Here is a 15,141-nt window from a genome sequence, read left to right on the forward strand (position 1 = left end):
TTGCACTGCTTGCATCCAGCCCTGCAAGCAGTGCATACATGGGGCTTATTCGCACTTTCTTTAAATATTTATTGGTTATCCTGAGCCATTTCCAACGGCATAGCATCACGTAATTTTTGCCACATGATGCCGCTATCAATACCATAAGATCGCATCAAGGCCGGTACTTGAGTATAATTTTTGTCCTTGGCCAGGGTTTCAAGTTTTTGATAGAAAGCCAATGCCAAGGCCCGAGCCTCGGAGCTACTGAAATAGTAGCGTCCGACTCTGGCATACAACCCTTTGAACCCGTTTAGGATAAGCACATACAGAGGGTTCCCCGATGAAAACGCTAGGGTGTGATGCAACTGGTAGTCAAACTCGGCATAAGCCTCTGCTTCATCTTCCAGATCATGGATTTTAGACAGTGCCTCGACCGCAGTATCCGGGTTATGCCGTAGCGCTCCACGAAAATAGATGGCACTGACATTGGTTCTGGCGGACAAGAGCTGATCAACCAGTACAGGAAAACCTTCCGGGTTGAGATCGGCAATCGTCTCCAAAATGTTAAGTCCTGAGGTTTCCCAGAAATTATTCACTCGGGTGGGTTTGCCATGCTGAATAGTCAACCAACCGTCGCGGGCCAAACGCTGTAACACTTCTCTTAAAGTCGTGCGGGTAACGCCAATAAGCTCTGATAATTCCCGTTCCGCAGGAAGTATGGAGCCGGGGGGAAACTTATTTTCCCAGATTGAACGCACTATATATTTCTCTGCAAAACTTGCAGGTCCTTTGGCATTGATTATCATCAGCCCGGTTTTCCGATTGTTAGCATTATTCTGGCCACAGATCATACCAGAGCGACGAAAAATGAAAACCATCAGATCACAAATGGGAAATCCAGCCCTGTAGAGTTCTCAATAATTGCTATAAAAGTGACCAAGTTCAAATCAGCAGTCACTGAATTTTGCGCTCGAGATCCGCTTTTTGAAATCCCTGTATACCCTAATCATTACATTGAGTTTATCTTTAGGCTAGACTGAACTACGCAAATTTTACCGTTCGTCAAACAATGACGTTACAACCACTTATAACAGATTAGAGAGGAAGACATGCCTGCTACACCGATTCAGGCTTTTATGAGTAACTTCTTGGGTAACTCACCCAAGTGGTACAAGCTTGCAATACTGATTTTTCTTGTCATCAACCCGATACTCTTCAGTATCAATCCCTTTGTTGCGGGCTGGTTTTTGGTCGTGCAGTTTATCTTCACTCTGGCCATGGCACTTAAGTGCTATCCTCTGCAACCAGGCGGTTTATTGGCGATTGAGGCCGTATTCATCGGAATGACCAGCCCCAGCCAAGTGTTACACGAGATTGAGGCCAACCTCGAAGTATTACTATTGTTGGTATTTATGGTGGCCGGTATCTACTTCATGAAGCAGTTACTGCTTTATGTATTTACCAAGATGATCACCAAGGTACGTTCCAAAATAGTTGTATCCTTGATGTTCTGTGTCGCCTCTGCCTTCCTGTCGGCGTTCCTCGATGCCTTGACGGTTATCGCAGTGATCATTGCCGTGGCAATAGGCTTCTACTCCATTTACCATAAAGTGGCGTCCGGTAAAGACTTCAGCGCCGATCATGACCACACCTCGGATGGTAGTGAACAACTCAATGCCCAAGAATTGGAGGCCTTTCGTGGTTTCCTGCGTAACCTCTTGATGCATGCCGGGGTTGGTACTGCCCTCGGTGGCGTGTGCACCATGGTGGGTGAGCCACAAAACCTGATCATAGCCGCTCAGGCCAATTGGCAATTCTCCGAATTCGCCCTGCGGATGTCGCCTGTGACTGTGCCAGTATTCTTTGCCGGTATCATTACCTGTATGCTGGTAGAAAAATTCCGCATCTGTGGTTATGGCGCCCAACTGCCTGAGGCTGTGCACAAAATTCTGGTGGAATTTGCGGCCCACGAAGATGCCCACAGAACCAGTAAAGATAAGATGAAGCTGGTTATCCAAGCTCTGGTTGGTATTTGGCTGATTGTCGGTCTGGCGTTCCACCTGGCATCAGTTGGTCTCATCGGTCTGTCAGTGATAATTCTGACCACGGCCTTCAACGGTATTACCGATGAACACGCCCTGGGTAAAGCCTTTGAAGAAGCCCTGCCATTTACCGCACTGCTGGCGGTATTCTTCGCCATTGTGGGTGTGATTATCGATCAAGGCCTGTTTGCCCCTGTCATCCAATGGGCTCTCGGCTTTGAAGGCAATATGCAGTTGGTTATCTTCTATGTGGCCAACGGCTTGTTGTCCATGGTCAGCGATAACGTGTTTGTGGGTACTGTCTATATCAACGAGGTGAAAGCCGCGCTGATTGATGGCCAGATCACCCGCGATCAGTTTGACCTGCTTGCCGTTGCCATCAACACTGGGACCAACCTGCCCTCTGTAGCGACTCCTAACGGTCAGGCGGCCTTCCTGTTCCTGCTGACCTCAGCTCTGGCTCCGCTCATCCGTCTCTCATATGGCCGTATGGTTTGGATGGCCCTGCCATACACTATCGTACTGTCTATTGTTGGTGTACTGACCATTGAGTTAGGCTTCCTGGAGCAGATGACCCAATACTTCTACGACTCAGGTATGATCCTGCACCACAGCGCTCAAGAAGTGCTGGGTAAAGGTGCTGCTGTAGGTCATTAGTCGATTATTGACTGAACCTTTGGGTTTCAGTAGAGTCCAAAAAACGCCCCTTGGTGGGCGTTTTTTTATGGGGTTGGCACCCATCTTAGGAATTATCCCACCTCCCCCCGGACTGATGGTCATCAATGGAGAATAGATTTGACTGCAATGATACGTTTCGCCCACTCCCGCATAGCTTGGGGAGTTCTGGCGCTCAGCGCCCTGTCTCTGGAGCTTGCTGCACTGTACTTTCAGCACGTAATGCAACTCGAGCCTTGCGTTATGTGTATCTACCAGCGCCTGGCGGTGTTGGGTTTACTGCTGGCCGGCATCATAGGTTTTCTGGCGCCGGGAATACGTACCGTACGACTGCTTGCCGCCTTGCTATGGGGGTTTAGCGCCAGTTGGGGACTGAGGTTAGCCATTGAACTCAATGATATGCAGCAAAACCCTTCACCCTTTTCCACTTGCTCATTTCTGCCGGACTTCCCTTCCTGGATGCCACTGCATGAATGGCTCCCTTCGGTATTTATGCCAACAGGCATGTGCACCGATATTCCCTGGAGCTTTATCGGCATCACTATGTCGCAGTGGATGATTGTTGCTTTTGCCACCTACCTCTTGGCACTACTGCTCTACGCTATGCCAATTCTGAGCAAAAGACGCAACTGATTGCTTCCACAATCAAGCTTTCAGGTTTTCTAAATATAAAAAAGCCAAACATGATTTGTTTGGCTTTTTTATATAAATAGTATTAATCCAAATCTTTCAGCGGCCAAAGCACAATATGATCTTCCAGATCCCTGACTTTAGTTTCACTCAATGTCTTATCTTTCACCGACATCCCCACTTCATGCATAGCATTCTTGGAACCGGTCAAAAGCGGATGCCAGGCGGGTAATGGTCGTCCCTGATACAAACGCCGGTAAGCACAACTATCCGGTAGCCAGTCCAGCTCCCCGATATTATTCGCCGTCACCGCAGTACATTGGGGAACAAATTCAAAGCGCTTTTCATAATGAATACAGCTGCAATCTTTATCAGACAATAACTTACAAGCCGCATTGGTATAGTAGAGTTCATCGGTTTCATCATCAATGAGCTTGTTGAGACAGCATTTGCCACAGCCATCACAGAGAGACTCCCATTCATCGGGAGTCATTTCGGCCAGGGTCTTGGTTAACCAGAAGGACATAAACTTGTTGATTCGTTCTTGAAAACTTGCGTAACCGCTATTTTACACTATTTTGAGGATGGATACTTGATCCGTTCGGAAAGATAGGCCGCTGCCAAAGCGAAATAATCTGAATCCTGCCAGCTTCGCAAGGCGCGATAATTCTGATACACGAGATAGTGACGACCACGTTTGCCATCAGGCATGATCAGTGACACCTGCATATCAGTTCGGCCTGGTAGATCACCACCATCGTAACGACGAACGCCCAACTTCTGCCAGTGACTGAAACTCGCCTGATAACCTACACCCAATTGGTCATTCTTTATCGACTCGGGTGCTTTAACCTGACGTCCCCAGGTTTGCGTGTCATCCCAGCCTGCTTGCCGCAAATAGTTAGCCACAGATGCCAAACCATCAGCAAAACTATTCCAGATATCGACCTTGCCGTCGCCATCGCCGTCGCTGCCATATTGAAGGTAGGTACTTGGCATCAGCCCCAAAGGCCCCATTGCGCCGGTACTCGAGCCCTTAAGCTCGTTAAAGTCGACCGATTGTGACGCGAGAATTTTCAGTGCCGAGATGAACTCTTTGCGATAAGCCTCTTGCCCCTCATAGGCCAGTGACGCTGTCACAGACAGCACAGGATAACTACCCTGCTGATTGCCAAAATCCGACTCGAGTCCCCAAAGGGCCAGAATAAACCTGGGTTGCACCCGGTATTGTTTTCCCAGCCCAAGCAACAGCGGCCGATACTCTTCAGCCAATACCCGTCCCTTGACCACCATCTCTTCATTGATAATCCGAGGGATATAATGTTCCAAATCCTGTGGAGGCTTTGGAATGGCCTTGTCATCATTTGAGGCCTTTTTAAACAGCTTTATTTGACTGAAGGCCTTATTCAAGGTGAATTGATCTATCCCTTTCGCTGCCGCGTCCTGTTTTAATATATCAAGATACTGCTCGAAACTGCCCTCGGTGGCCACGCAGACCTTGGTCAGCGACGCGCCCAGCAGCGAAATAAACACCAGGGAAAGTCTATCCATAAAATGCGTTATTCCTTAAGCAGAGTGATCATCCAGGCCCTTGCTAAGTCTCAGCTCCTTCAGCATATCCACCGGAGGCGGCGGTAATTGCAAATAATAGCCCTTTTCCGCCAGTTCTGCTTTTACCTTGTTAATATCAGCGATGCCCAGTTGCCGCCTCTTTTGCAACGGTAACAACATGACCAATTGTGGTGGTCCAAATACCTGCATCAAGGGTGCAGGTACATCATCAAACTGATCTTTCTTGTTGACGAATAAATAGGTGTCGGCTTTTTTCAGGCTTTTATAGACAGCACAGATCATAATTGTATCAATTTCCATGGGTTCAAACTTGCCACTTATCGGGGCACACTATAACATGGACGCCTTGGAATATAACGCTGTCACGCAATCTGACTGCTCATTTTCTGGAGAATGATGCCGGGATGCCAAAACCTAGTCTAGAGCTAAAAGGCTCTTCTTTTACGCTCTCTGTACTTCACATCAACACCCCTGATCTGGACGCCCTTTTCAAAGAGCTCGATGGCAAGCTCGCCCAGGCTCCGCAGTTTTTTATTAATGCTCCATTGGTGCTAAACCTGAGTCAAGTTAATGGCACAGATATAGATCTCCAAGGACTGCGCCAGGGACTGACCGACAGACAGTTGGTGATAGTTGGGGTAACTGCAGCCGATAAGGATCTCAATGAAACCGCCAAAGCCCAGGGGTTAGCCAGTATCAAGGCGGGAAAGCAATCCGAACTGCCACCGCCTCCCCCGAGGGTCACCAAGATCGTCAAACAAAACGTGCGTTCAGGGCAACAAATCTACGCCAAAGACGGTGATTTAATCGTTTTTGGTGCAGTAGGGAATGGCGCTGAAGTCATTGCTGATGGTAGCATTCATGTATACGGGGCACTGCGTGGTAAAGCTATGGCGGGAGCCAACGGCGATAAGCATGCCGTGATCCTGGCCCAGTCCATGGAAGCTGAACTGGTTTCGATTGCGGGACAGTACTGGTTGACTGAAAACCTGCAGCAACACTGTACCGCCAAGAGTGGTTGTATCAGGCTCAGCGGTGAGTCATTAATCGTTGAATCGCTGCCCGGATAAGGCAGATGGAAAGGATAAAATAGAACATGGCACAAATTATTGTTGTCACCTCAGGTAAAGGCGGTGTGGGCAAGACCACATCGAGCGCGGCTATCGCCACCGGCTTGGCGCTCAAAGGACATAAGACTGTCGTTATCGATTTTGATATTGGCCTTCGAAATCTGGATTTGGTCATGGGCTGTGAACGCAGGGTTGTTTACGACTTTGTCAATGTCATCAATGGTGAATCCAATCTAAATCAAACACTTATCAAAGATAAGCGCTGCAATAAACTGTTCGTTTTACCTGCATCCCAAACCCGGGACAAGGATGCCCTGACCCGGGAAGGTGTCGGCAAGGTACTCGATGATTTGAGCAAAGACTTTGATTACATCATCTGTGACTCCCCTGCAGGTATCGAAACCGGCGCTATGATGGCACTCTATTTTGCCGATATAGCCATAGTAACAACCAACCCTGAGGTCAGTTCGGTCAGGGATTCAGACAGAATTCTAGGCATGCTGCAAAGCCGTAGCCGCCGTGCCGAACAAGGGCTTGAGCCTATCAAGGAGTATCTGCTGCTGACCCGCTACTCCCCTGCCAGGGTGAAAACCGGCGAAATGCTCAGTGTGGAAGATGTGCAGGAGATCCTGGCAATAGATCTGCTTGGAGTTATTCCTGAGTCCCAGGCAGTGCTCAAGGCTTCCAACTCTGGTGTGCCGGTGATCATAGATCATGACAGCGATGCAGGGCAGGCCTATGAGGATACTGTGGCTCGTCTGCTGGGTGAAGAGCTTCCGCTACGCTTTGTCGCGGAAGAAAAGAAAGGATTCCTTAAACGAATATTTGGTAGCTAAATTATGTCATTACTCGATTATTTCAGAAGCAGCAAGAAAAGCAGCACCGCGGCAACTGCCAAGGAACGTTTGCAGATCATCGTTGCCCATCAACGCGGTGAGCGCGGGGCACCGGATTACTTTCCGCAGATGAAGCAGGAGATAATTGAAGTGATCCGCAAGTATGTGCACATCTCTGAAGAGCAAGTATCTGTGCAGTTGGATCAGAACGATGACAACCTGTCGGTACTCGAACTCAATGTGACACTGCCGGAACGCCCCTGATTAAAGGGCAAACCAATGTAAATAATGCCGTTTCTGTAAAGAGACGGCATTTTATTATCTGGTCATTGCCAATACAATTCCCTCTGCCAAGCGCTGTTTGCAGGCCACTCAAAAAGCTATTTAATGATGGTTTCAGTAAAAAGCAACTTTGGAGAACGGCCGACAACACCCATAAAAAATCCGATGAGTCTGTATCATCGGATTTTGGATTTCAGTTTCAGCTTTGCCAGAGCTGCATTTGATTTATCCTAGGGGATCAGCGCCTGGCCACTGGCACTTCCAACATAGCCATAGCGGCCATACTGGATTCCAGAGGTTTACCTTCAAAACGTGCCTGGAAACTGTACCCCTCAGGACCAATACGCTCAAGCGCCTTGGCTGGCACCTTGAACATCACCTTCAGTGTCTGCCCCGGCTTGACGCTGGTATCTCTGATTGCTTGAGTGAACATCATTTCGTCTGACCAAGCCCAGACTCGCTGTTCCTTATCATCCACCAACCAAAGATCAGCTGTCATCCCAGAATTGAAGCGGATCCCAATCGCGTATTCTTTGGGATTGTGGATCTCCAACATCACCTGCAAAGGTTGCTTATCAACCACATCGCTAAACGTCAGCTTACCTTCAAACAGTGCCGGTGTAGGCGCTTTCTTGATGGTACCAAAGTGCAGTGTCGGCATTCTGAGTTCCTCCATCCCTGTCGGGCTCTTTTGAGGCACAGGCTGAGTAGTTGCGGCATTGGAGCCGCTGCAACCAGCGAGTGCCAAGACCGCTAGCAAAGGCAAAACGGCGCGCATCAATTACCTCCTCCAAGTTTTTTGAAGATGCTGTCTTTAAGCTTGTCTTTCACCTTCTCGGTCTCTTCCTTGAGCTTGGAATCAAACAGCGCCTGAGTATCGAGTGCAAATTTGGGTTCCTGGAATGAACCGGAAATCATCAGCGGAATTTCGACACCGGCCAGATCATTCTTGCCTTCACCGCCCTGGCCCTTGAGGCTGCCGACTACTGAGGTTTTCAGCTTATAGTCCAGCTGCTCACTGATAAGGTTGGCACTACCTGCACCCGCCAAACGAATGAGTGGTGATGCCATAGCGAGATCCGGGTTATTGGCCAGACCATTTTTCAGACTGAAACTGCCGGTCAGGCTGGAGAAATCTGTCTTGCGTTCGCCCTCTTCCTGAGCCGACAAATCACCTTTAAGCTTGGCTTGGGCACTGCGGATCATATAAGGGATATTCACCCCATAGAGCGCACCATCGCTGATTTCAAACTTGCCGTTGGCGTCCAGGTTCTGCTTGATGTTATCCGGAATTAGGCTCTTGCCTTTACCTTTGACATTAAAAGCGGTGGCCCCGGCCAGAATTTTCAAGTCGGCCGCATCCTTGAGTAAAGGTTGAATTTTGACGCCATTGAGCTGAGTATCAAAATTGTAGCTGGCAACCTTATTGCGACCGTCAAGCTGTGCCTTGGTCATCAGTTTGCCCTGATACAAGTCAGCACTGAGCTGCTTCATATTCAGCACGCCATTGTTCAGTACCAGATCCATCTGCCAGTTTTCAGTGGTCAAACCGGCAACTTTAATGGCCTTAACCGTTAAATCCATGGCGAAGTTGACCTGCTTCATTGCACTCAAGTCAGGTTCACTGCTGGCCTTGGCGGCCGTTGCCGATTCAGTGGTTTTGGCTGCGGCTTTGCCTTCCTCACTGGCCGGCAGCAACTTGTCGAGATCAATTTCTCCCAAAGCCAAGTTGGCTTTCACATCCGGTATCTTGCCGCCGAAAGCCACTTTGAGATCCCCTTTGCCTTCAATATCAGCCACCTTGAGGCTACTCAATACCAACTCGGCATTTTGACGATTGAGATCCAATTTCACATCAGCATTCAGAGCGGCGCTCAACTTACCGCCGGGCATACTCTTGCCTTCGACACGATTGTCAATGGCAAAGCCGGTGATCTCCAACTGCTTCATGTCCGCTGAGATTTTCAATTGCCCTTTACCCTCGCTGACAATTTTCATCTCCGGCATGCTGCCGCTGAACTTATAGGCCAGAGGGGCAAATTTACCCAGCGAAAACTCGCCCAGGGTCAGGGACTCAAGTACAAAGGTTTGGTCACTGCCACTGCGCTTGTCGAGCAGATGAATTTGGGTATTGGTGATATTGATGCCGCCTATATTGAGACTGGCCAGCCCCTGAGCACTGCCTTCGGTATCCTTGGGTTGCTCTTTGGCCGTACCTGTGTCACCACTGAGCCCATCCAGACTGGTACGGCCGTCCTTCTGGGTAATGAGATCCAGTTTCAAACCATCGAGGTTTAATTGGGCAATTTCCACTTCTTTACGAAACAGTGGCATCAAGGCCACTTCAGCGACAACCTGGTTGACCGCCAACATCTGTTTTTCATCAAATCCATCAGGGTTACTCAGGCTGATACCGCCCAATTCAATTCCCAGAGTCGGGAAAAAAGTCCAGTTGAGATCTTGACTGATGACCAATTCACGCCCTGTCTGTTTTTTTACCGCATCGACAATCTGAGGTTTAAAGTCGTTGGGATCAAACAACAAGGTCAAATACAGAACCAGACCGAGAAACAATACCGCGAAAATACCCAGTATCCACTTAACCACTTTCATAATAGTTTCCTTGTTCAACAATAAGGACTAAGGCGCTTGTTCAACTGATAAAGGCCATATTCAGGGGATTTTGACTAATTGCGATGCCATTATCGTCAGCATAAAGCATCATTCCGGGGGTTATATGCACATCTCCGATGTAAAGTGCACAGTTTATTTCTCCTGCTCCCTTGCGCTCGGTTTTAATGGGGACTGGCGCCAGAGCCTTTACCCCTAGCGGCATAGTTGCCAAGGTGGCAACATCACGCACAGCGCCGTAGATCACCACTCCCTGCCAACCATGGTCAACAGCACTCTGGGCAATGAGATCCCCCATAAGGGCCTTGGCGGTAGAAGCGCCACCGTCCACCAACAGTACTTTACCCGTACCATCGGTTGCCAACAGCTGTTTCACCTTGGAATTATCCTCGAAACACCTGACGGTAACGATTTCGCCCCAAAAAATCGATTTGCCACCAAACTGACGAAAGACAGATGGCAGCAACGTGAGATCATTTTCATAATGATCAAAGAGATCCGGTAACAAATCCAGCATAGAGGCCTCCGTGCAAATACTGCTTTCTAGGTTAACGCCCTTATCCTGTCACCACAAGTTCCATGATAGCAGAACAGCTGTCTCCAGATTTATCTCATCCAATAAACGGTGAAATGCTTGAGTAATTTCAGAAATATACTATAGACTATTATAGGTGACAGCTTTGCGATCCCTTTATCCTGTCCCCCCTTTCGGGCAAAACTTCGTTTTAAGTGAACATACATGACAAAAGATCTCGATTTGCAGAGTGCTATTGCGGCACTCGATGCATATGGATATGAAAAAAAACACTCAACGGATCTTGAGCAAGCCAGAAACAAACAGCAGATGACCCGCTATTTGAAGTCTTTGGACTTTAGCCTTAGGCGTCTGAAGCTTCTTCAGGAAGCGGTCAATGAATTGGTTGAAGATACGCAAAACAACTTGCATAAACAGGAGCAAGTACAAACCTTTAAGACCAAGGTCATCAATTTATCCCGCGAACTCAACATGTCCTATGATGAAGTATTGGTCTATATGGCCAATCAGGGTAGTAAGTAAGGATGTGAGTTTAATATCGATTACAATATTGTTCGATATACCAGAGTTGTTCGATATCAGAGAGGCGCAGACAATATCTGTGCCTCTCTTTTTATGGGACAAGGATGTGCGTTATCAACCCAAATAATATTTCACAACTTATTTCACTTTTTGAATTCCATCGCGTTATTGTTCGCTTACTACACTTAACCAAAGAAATAACTGTCTTCCGCGATCGGTTTCACTTTCCAACCGAATACCACAAATAATCCCATGAAAAATATGAGCCTTTTTATAACACGCCCTTCTGTTTGCACTACACTTAAGAAACTTGAAATCACCTGATTGAACAAAACCAGGGCTTCAGACTATGACGAATGGAGGACAGCAATAACCATGGGAAAAATGCTAGTGCCTTTGGCTCTATTGCTATTCTTGTTTATCTGGCTCAGCATACCCAGACAGCCAAACTCCCCAATTTTGCTCAACCAGACTCCGGTTCGCATCGCCGTATCCACCTCACTGCTTTCAGCTCCTGTCATTATTGCCGACAAGCTCGAACTCTTTGCCCGCGAAGGCGTCTATGTAGTGCTGCAACCACTTCAAGGAGGCGATCTTTGCTTCGAAGCTCTGCTCAATAACAGGGCTGATCTGGCCACCAGCTCTGAATCCGTAGTGATGTTTAATAGCTTCAAGCGAACCGACTTCACCGTGCTGGCAAGCTTTGCCGAATCGGATAACGATATCAAACTGTTAACCCTACATAAGAGCGGTATCACCACTCCGACCCAGCTGGATGGTAAGCGCGTTGGCATCGTCGCCGGCAGCGCCAGCGAGTATTTTCTTGATACCATACTCAACATAGCCGGACACCCGTCCTTGGCGCCGGTTCGGGTGGATATCCGCCCGTCAGCTTTGGCGTCGGCGCTGCTTGCAGGCGATGTGGATGCAATTTCGGTTTGGGAGCCATACGGATTTCAGCTATTGCAACATCAACCAGGCAAGATAAACGAATTTCCCAGTCGCGGTTTGTATAGCCTGTCTTTTAATCTCATCAGTCGTAAGGGCGACAATCAGACGCACTACGAACACCATGTTCGGATCCTTAAGGCGCTGAAACTCGCCAGTGAATTTATCGTCCTGCATCCACAGGAAGCCCGTCAGTTGGTTGCCGAATATCTGCACCTACCCACTGAAGAAGTCGTCGCTCTATGGCCGGACTATCTGTTTCGTCTGTCATTGGGTAATAGCCTGCTCAGTAATCTGCAATCACAGGCTCGCTGGGCCATGACCAGCGGCACCATAGAAGCCCAGCAGTTGCCCGACTTCAGAAATGTTATCGCTCCCAAAGCACTGGATCAGATACAACATATGTCATTGGTGGAACAGAGATGAAATTATCCAGCCGCCTCAGCATTCTGGTCATTCTCTGCATCACCCTGACACTGGTACTGGCGCTGTCACTGTTGCAACAACGTCATTTCTCCCAGCAGACGTTTCAACAGATGCACAAACTGGTTGAACTGCAACTACACCTGGATCTGCTCAGGTCCAACTTATGGCTGCTGCAACAATACCGGGACACCCAAGCTGTGGAAAACACCCAAAGGGATCTGCTGCGCCTAAACGCCCTCTTGACTACCACTCAGGTCGATGATGAACAGCAACAACAGCTATTGGCTAACCTCAAACGCCAAAGCAACAACATCAGCACCCTATTGGAGCATTCTCTGCCCAAGCTGTCTCTGATAGCAGATGATCAGTTGGTCAGTAGTATGTTGCTGTCAAGATACAATATGAGCATTCAATCCATGAGCGAAGATCTGTTTCGCTTTCAACATCACACTATGGACAGAGCCCGTGTGCTGCAGCTCAGCCATCTCTATCTCAACGGTGCCCTGCTGCTGGCCATTGCCCTGTTGGTGACAGGCTTTACCCTGCATACTCTGAAACGTTTTCGGCGCCATTTGGGCAGTTTAAAACGCGGCATACGCGATCTGGCCAAGGGCGATCTTCATAGCCGTATCAGGCTGGAACAACAAGATGAACTCTCTGAACTGGCCCATGAATTCAACAATATGAAACAGGCATTGATGGAAGCAACCGAACGAAAAGAGCAATTGCAATTAGAGGTAGAAGTGCAAACCCAGCAGTTGCAACTACAGCAAGACAGGTTGCGATATCTGGCAGATCATGACGATCTCACCGGCGCGCTCAATCGCGGCGCCGCCACCACTGAACTGGAACACGCCATAGTACGTTGCCAACGTCAACAGCTTAAGGCTGCGTTGCTATTCATTGATCTGGATAAATTCAAACCCATCAACGACAATTTTGGCCACAGCGCCGGTGACGCAGTGCTGGTGGAAATTGCCAAAAGGCTGAAGGAGACATTAAGACGCTCGGATTTGGTGGCCCGTATCGGCGGCGATGAATTTATCATCTGGCTGGAGCCGATAAATAGCCGCGAAGAAGTCTGTGCCGTGTTGGAAAAGATTCATGCCTTGGGTGCCGATATCCCTTGGCAAGGGCAACAACTTCAGGTTGGCCTGAGTACCGGCATCAGTCTCTATCCCGAACATGGCGACACCCTGGCCGAACTCATCGGCGCTGCCGACAGTGCCATGTATCAGGCCAAGCAGGCACAACCTCAGGCTTCCATGGAACTGGCACTAAAGAAGCGCTACAGCTTTGCCTCACCCAGTGCCGATGCCTGACTTGCCCGGCCACACACGCCTGAACTTCAAACTGTCGGCCAGAGGCGCCTAAACCAGCTGAACCTCGGCAGTCTTATCGCCAACAACAGCAACATGGCAGCAAGGTAAAGGCTGGGCTCAATGACTTCAGACTTCACCGACCAGTAATAATGCACAGGTACCAACAGGGCAATGGCATAAATACTGTAGTGCAATTGCTGCCAACGCCGCCCCATCCGGCGCTGCAATGCCTTGAACGAGGTCAGCGCCAGCGCAGCTAGCAACAACCAGGCGCTGGCCCCCACTAAAATATAGGGGCGCTTGATAATTTCACTGAATAGCAGCTCCCAGGCAAACAGCAGATCCAGGCTGAAATAGCTGAGAATATGCAAGCAGGCCCAGGCAAATATCCAGAGTCCGAGCAAACGCCGAGTCTGCATCAACAACCCCAATTTGAATTTTCTGGCAACTGGCGATACCAACAAAGTGGCCACCAAAGCATTGAGCGCCCCCTTGCCGGTGAAATGGATAATATATTGCACAGGATCGCCACCGGCCCTGTCTGTCACCACTTGCAGGACCAAATAAAGCAGGGGCAAACCGGCGGCCAGATGCAGCAACGCCTTTAACCAAGGCAGTTGCTTGGGAGCTAGACGCATCAATAGTATTTCCTTAAATCCAGATCCCGGTACAGATGCGCGACCTGCTCACCATAGCCGTTGAACATCTGGGTCGGGATCCGTTTGGCAGAGAAGATCCCGCCTTCGGCAATCCGCCGCTCTGTCGCCTGTGACCAACGAGGGTGATCCACTCCTGGGTTCACATTGGCATAAAAACCGTATTCATGGGGTGCCAGTTGATGCCAACTGGTCGGCGGCTGTTTGTCCAAAAGCCTAATTTTCACGATAGATTTAATGCTCTTGAAACCATATTTCCAGGGCACCACCAAACGCACAGGAGCCCCATTTTGCGGCGGCAGCGTCTTGCCATAGAGGCCGACCGACAGGAAGCTCAACTCGTTCATCGCCTCATCGAGTCTTAATCCCTCCACATAGGGATAATGAATGCCGCCGCCCATCAAGCGATTGCGTTGCCCCGGCATCTGCTCGGGATCAAACAGGGTTTCAAAGGCCACATGAGTCGCAGAGGATTTGACTCCGGCCCTGGCCAGCAAAGCCGCCAGCGGAAAGCCAACCCAGGGGATCACCATGGACCAGGCCTCGACACAGCGCAAACGATAGTGGCGCTCCTCCAGGGGAAGCAACTTGAGCAGGTCGTCATAATCCAGCGTTAAGGGGCGCTCGACCTCGCCTTCGATTTTAAGCACCCAGGGATTGACCTTGAGGCTCTGACTATTTTCGAAGGGATCTTGTTTGCCGGTGCCAAACTCGTAAAAGTTGTTATGGCGGATCACCTTGTCAAGGGGTGTCAGGCTCCCAGGTAATTGAAAATCCGGGTTGCTGCGATAGTTGAGATTTGAGGTGACAAATGCCTCGCTCTCACGCTTTTCACCAAAAAGATCAAACAAGCCGGCCTGAACATGGCCGGGAATACTGGCACCTATAGCGCCGAGTCCCAGTGCCTTGACTATGTTGCGCCGATCGCGAAATACGGCTTCCGGCGTGACTTCAGTTGCCGGCAACTCCCAGAGCATTTGCCTGCCAATCCCTAGTTTAAATTTTTTATTGC

General features: G+C 49.2%; 17 protein-coding genes. 8 read left to right on the forward strand and 9 right to left on the reverse strand.

The window, feature by feature from the left end; all coding sequences use genetic code 11:
• Positions 1-68: 68 nt before the first annotated feature.
• Positions 69-788 carry a fatty acid metabolism transcriptional regulator FadR gene (gene fadR, locus RC73_RS03040; protein ID WP_039033316.1) on the reverse strand — a complete coding sequence of 240 codons (720 nt, stop codon included), beginning with the start codon at positions 786-788 and terminating at the stop codon, positions 69-71.
• A gap of 303 nt (positions 789-1,091) precedes the next feature.
• Between fadR and nhaB the strand changes: the two genes are divergently transcribed.
• Positions 1,092-2,681: a sodium/proton antiporter NhaB gene (gene nhaB / locus RC73_RS03045; protein WP_039033252.1), complete on the forward strand. Its 1,590-nt coding sequence runs from the start codon at positions 1,092-1,094 to the stop codon at positions 2,679-2,681.
• Between the two features lie 138 nt (positions 2,682-2,819).
• Positions 2,820-3,332 (forward strand): disulfide bond formation protein DsbB, encoded by a 513-nt coding sequence (gene dsbB / locus RC73_RS03050; RefSeq protein ID WP_039033253.1) that lies wholly within the window; start codon positions 2,820-2,822, stop codon positions 3,330-3,332.
• Positions 3,333-3,414: 82 nt separating this feature from the next.
• Here the strand turns inward: dsbB and RC73_RS03055 are convergent, their stop codons facing one another.
• The 3 genes from RC73_RS03055 to RC73_RS03065 are packed head-to-tail and all read right to left on the reverse strand — an operon-like array spanning position 3,415 to position 5,183.
• The gene (locus RC73_RS03055; protein ID WP_039033254.1) at positions 3,415-3,855 is read right to left on the reverse strand and encodes a YcgN family cysteine cluster protein; all 441 of its coding nucleotides are present in this window, start codon (positions 3,853-3,855) and stop codon (positions 3,415-3,417) included.
• A 47-nt stretch (positions 3,856-3,902) separates the two neighbouring features.
• Positions 3,903-4,880: a lytic murein transglycosylase gene (locus RC73_RS03060; RefSeq protein WP_039033255.1), complete on the reverse strand. Its 978-nt coding sequence runs from the start codon at positions 4,878-4,880 to the stop codon at positions 3,903-3,905.
• A 15-nt stretch (positions 4,881-4,895) separates the two neighbouring features.
• On the reverse strand, positions 4,896-5,183 hold the full coding sequence (locus tag RC73_RS03065) for a YcgL domain-containing protein (protein WP_039033317.1): 288 nt from the start codon (positions 5,181-5,183) through the stop codon (positions 4,896-4,898).
• A 122-nt stretch (positions 5,184-5,305) separates the two neighbouring features.
• Here RC73_RS03065 and minC point away from each other — a divergent pair, with 122 nt between their 5' ends.
• From minC to minE, 3 genes are read left to right on the forward strand one after another with little or no spacing between them, the layout of a single operon-like run.
• Positions 5,306-5,971, forward strand: coding sequence for a septum site-determining protein MinC (gene minC, locus RC73_RS03070; RefSeq protein WP_039033256.1), 666 nt, complete (start codon positions 5,306-5,308; stop codon positions 5,969-5,971).
• A 26-nt stretch (positions 5,972-5,997) separates the two neighbouring features.
• Positions 5,998-6,807 (forward strand): septum site-determining protein MinD, encoded by an 810-nt coding sequence (gene minD, locus RC73_RS03075; RefSeq protein WP_039033257.1) that lies wholly within the window; start codon positions 5,998-6,000, stop codon positions 6,805-6,807.
• A 3-nt stretch (positions 6,808-6,810) separates the two neighbouring features.
• A complete protein-coding gene (gene minE, locus RC73_RS03080) occupies positions 6,811-7,071 on the forward strand; it encodes a cell division topological specificity factor MinE (RefSeq protein ID WP_039033258.1) in 261 nt (86 codons plus the stop codon).
• A 256-nt stretch (positions 7,072-7,327) separates the two neighbouring features.
• Here the strand turns inward: minE and RC73_RS03085 are convergent, their stop codons facing one another.
• The 3 genes from RC73_RS03085 to RC73_RS03095 are packed head-to-tail and all read right to left on the reverse strand — an operon-like array spanning position 7,328 to position 10,237.
• Positions 7,328-7,867 carry a BsuPI-related putative proteinase inhibitor gene (locus RC73_RS03085; RefSeq protein ID WP_052247957.1) on the reverse strand — a complete coding sequence of 180 codons (540 nt, stop codon included), beginning with the start codon at positions 7,865-7,867 and terminating at the stop codon, positions 7,328-7,330.
• On the reverse strand, positions 7,867-9,702 hold the full coding sequence (locus RC73_RS03090) for an AsmA family protein (protein WP_039033259.1): 1,836 nt from the start codon (positions 9,700-9,702) through the stop codon (positions 7,867-7,869). The genes RC73_RS03085 and RC73_RS03090 overlap by 1 nt, the downstream gene beginning before the upstream one ends.
• Positions 9,703-9,742: 40 nt before the next feature.
• On the reverse strand, positions 9,743-10,237 hold the full coding sequence (locus RC73_RS03095) for a putative 4-hydroxy-4-methyl-2-oxoglutarate aldolase (RefSeq protein ID WP_039033260.1): 495 nt from the start codon (positions 10,235-10,237) through the stop codon (positions 9,743-9,745).
• A gap of 222 nt (positions 10,238-10,459) precedes the next feature.
• On the opposite strand from RC73_RS03095, the gene RC73_RS03100 reads away from it, so the two are divergent.
• From RC73_RS03100 to RC73_RS03110, 3 genes are all read left to right on the forward strand, one after another.
• On the forward strand, positions 10,460-10,777 hold the full coding sequence (locus RC73_RS03100; RefSeq protein ID WP_039033261.1) for a hypothetical protein: 318 nt from the start codon (positions 10,460-10,462) through the stop codon (positions 10,775-10,777).
• Positions 10,778-11,152: 375 nt separating this feature from the next.
• Entirely contained in the window at positions 11,153-12,151 is a 999-nt protein-coding gene (locus tag RC73_RS03105) for an ABC transporter substrate-binding protein (protein WP_039033262.1), read from the forward strand.
• Positions 12,148-13,473 carry a GGDEF domain-containing protein gene (locus RC73_RS03110; protein WP_052247958.1) on the forward strand — a complete coding sequence of 442 codons (1,326 nt, stop codon included), beginning with the start codon at positions 12,148-12,150 and terminating at the stop codon, positions 13,471-13,473. Before RC73_RS03105 ends, RC73_RS03110 begins: the two co-directional genes overlap by 4 nt.
• Positions 13,474-13,499: 26 nt before the next feature.
• On the opposite strand, the gene msrQ is transcribed toward RC73_RS03110, so the two are convergent.
• Both msrQ and msrP read right to left on the reverse strand, forming a co-directional pair.
• Complete coding sequence (gene msrQ, locus RC73_RS03115) at positions 13,500-14,114, reverse strand: protein-methionine-sulfoxide reductase heme-binding subunit MsrQ (protein WP_039033263.1); 615 nt, start codon at positions 14,112-14,114, stop codon at positions 13,500-13,502.
• Positions 14,111-15,106, reverse strand: coding sequence for a protein-methionine-sulfoxide reductase catalytic subunit MsrP (gene msrP / locus RC73_RS03120; RefSeq protein ID WP_052247960.1), 996 nt, complete (start codon positions 15,104-15,106; stop codon positions 14,111-14,113). The genes msrQ and msrP overlap by 4 nt, the downstream gene beginning before the upstream one ends.
• Positions 15,107-15,141: the final 35 nt, after the last annotated feature.

This window comes from Shewanella sp. ECSMB14102 (assembly GCF_000813075.1).
GTDB lineage: Bacteria > Pseudomonadota > Gammaproteobacteria > Enterobacterales > Shewanellaceae > Shewanella > Shewanella indica.

Excerpts from the sequence above, each read along its gene's own strand:
- fadR (WP_039033316.1), bottom strand. The coding sequence starts at position 788 with ATGATAATCAATGCCAAAGGACCTGCAAGTTTTGCAGAGAAATATATA.
- nhaB (WP_039033252.1), top strand. The coding sequence starts at position 1,092 with ATGCCTGCTACACCGATTCAGGCTTTTATGAGTAACTTCTTGGGTAAC.
- RC73_RS03055 (WP_039033254.1), bottom strand. The coding sequence starts at position 3,855 with ATGTCCTTCTGGTTAACCAAGACCCTGGCCGAAATGACTCCCGATGAA.
- RC73_RS03060 (WP_039033255.1), bottom strand. The coding sequence starts at position 4,880 with ATGGATAGACTTTCCCTGGTGTTTATTTCGCTGCTGGGCGCGTCGCTG.
- RC73_RS03065 (WP_039033317.1), bottom strand. The coding sequence starts at position 5,183 with ATGATCTGTGCTGTCTATAAAAGCCTGAAAAAAGCCGACACCTATTTA.
- minC (WP_039033256.1), top strand. The coding sequence starts at position 5,306 with ATGCCAAAACCTAGTCTAGAGCTAAAAGGCTCTTCTTTTACGCTCTCT.
- minD (WP_039033257.1), top strand. The coding sequence starts at position 5,998 with ATGGCACAAATTATTGTTGTCACCTCAGGTAAAGGCGGTGTGGGCAAG.
- minE (WP_039033258.1), top strand. The coding sequence starts at position 6,811 with ATGTCATTACTCGATTATTTCAGAAGCAGCAAGAAAAGCAGCACCGCG.
- RC73_RS03085 (WP_052247957.1), bottom strand. The coding sequence starts at position 7,867 with ATGCGCGCCGTTTTGCCTTTGCTAGCGGTCTTGGCACTCGCTGGTTGC.
- RC73_RS03090 (WP_039033259.1), bottom strand. The coding sequence starts at position 9,702 with ATGAAAGTGGTTAAGTGGATACTGGGTATTTTCGCGGTATTGTTTCTC.
- RC73_RS03095 (WP_039033260.1), bottom strand. The coding sequence starts at position 10,237 with ATGCTGGATTTGTTACCGGATCTCTTTGATCATTATGAAAATGATCTC.
- RC73_RS03100 (WP_039033261.1), top strand. The coding sequence starts at position 10,460 with ATGACAAAAGATCTCGATTTGCAGAGTGCTATTGCGGCACTCGATGCA.
- RC73_RS03105 (WP_039033262.1), top strand. The coding sequence starts at position 11,153 with ATGGGAAAAATGCTAGTGCCTTTGGCTCTATTGCTATTCTTGTTTATC.
- RC73_RS03110 (WP_052247958.1), top strand. The coding sequence starts at position 12,148 with ATGAAATTATCCAGCCGCCTCAGCATTCTGGTCATTCTCTGCATCACC.
- msrP (WP_052247960.1), bottom strand. The coding sequence starts at position 15,106 with ATGCTCTGGGAGTTGCCGGCAACTGAAGTCACGCCGGAAGCCGTATTT.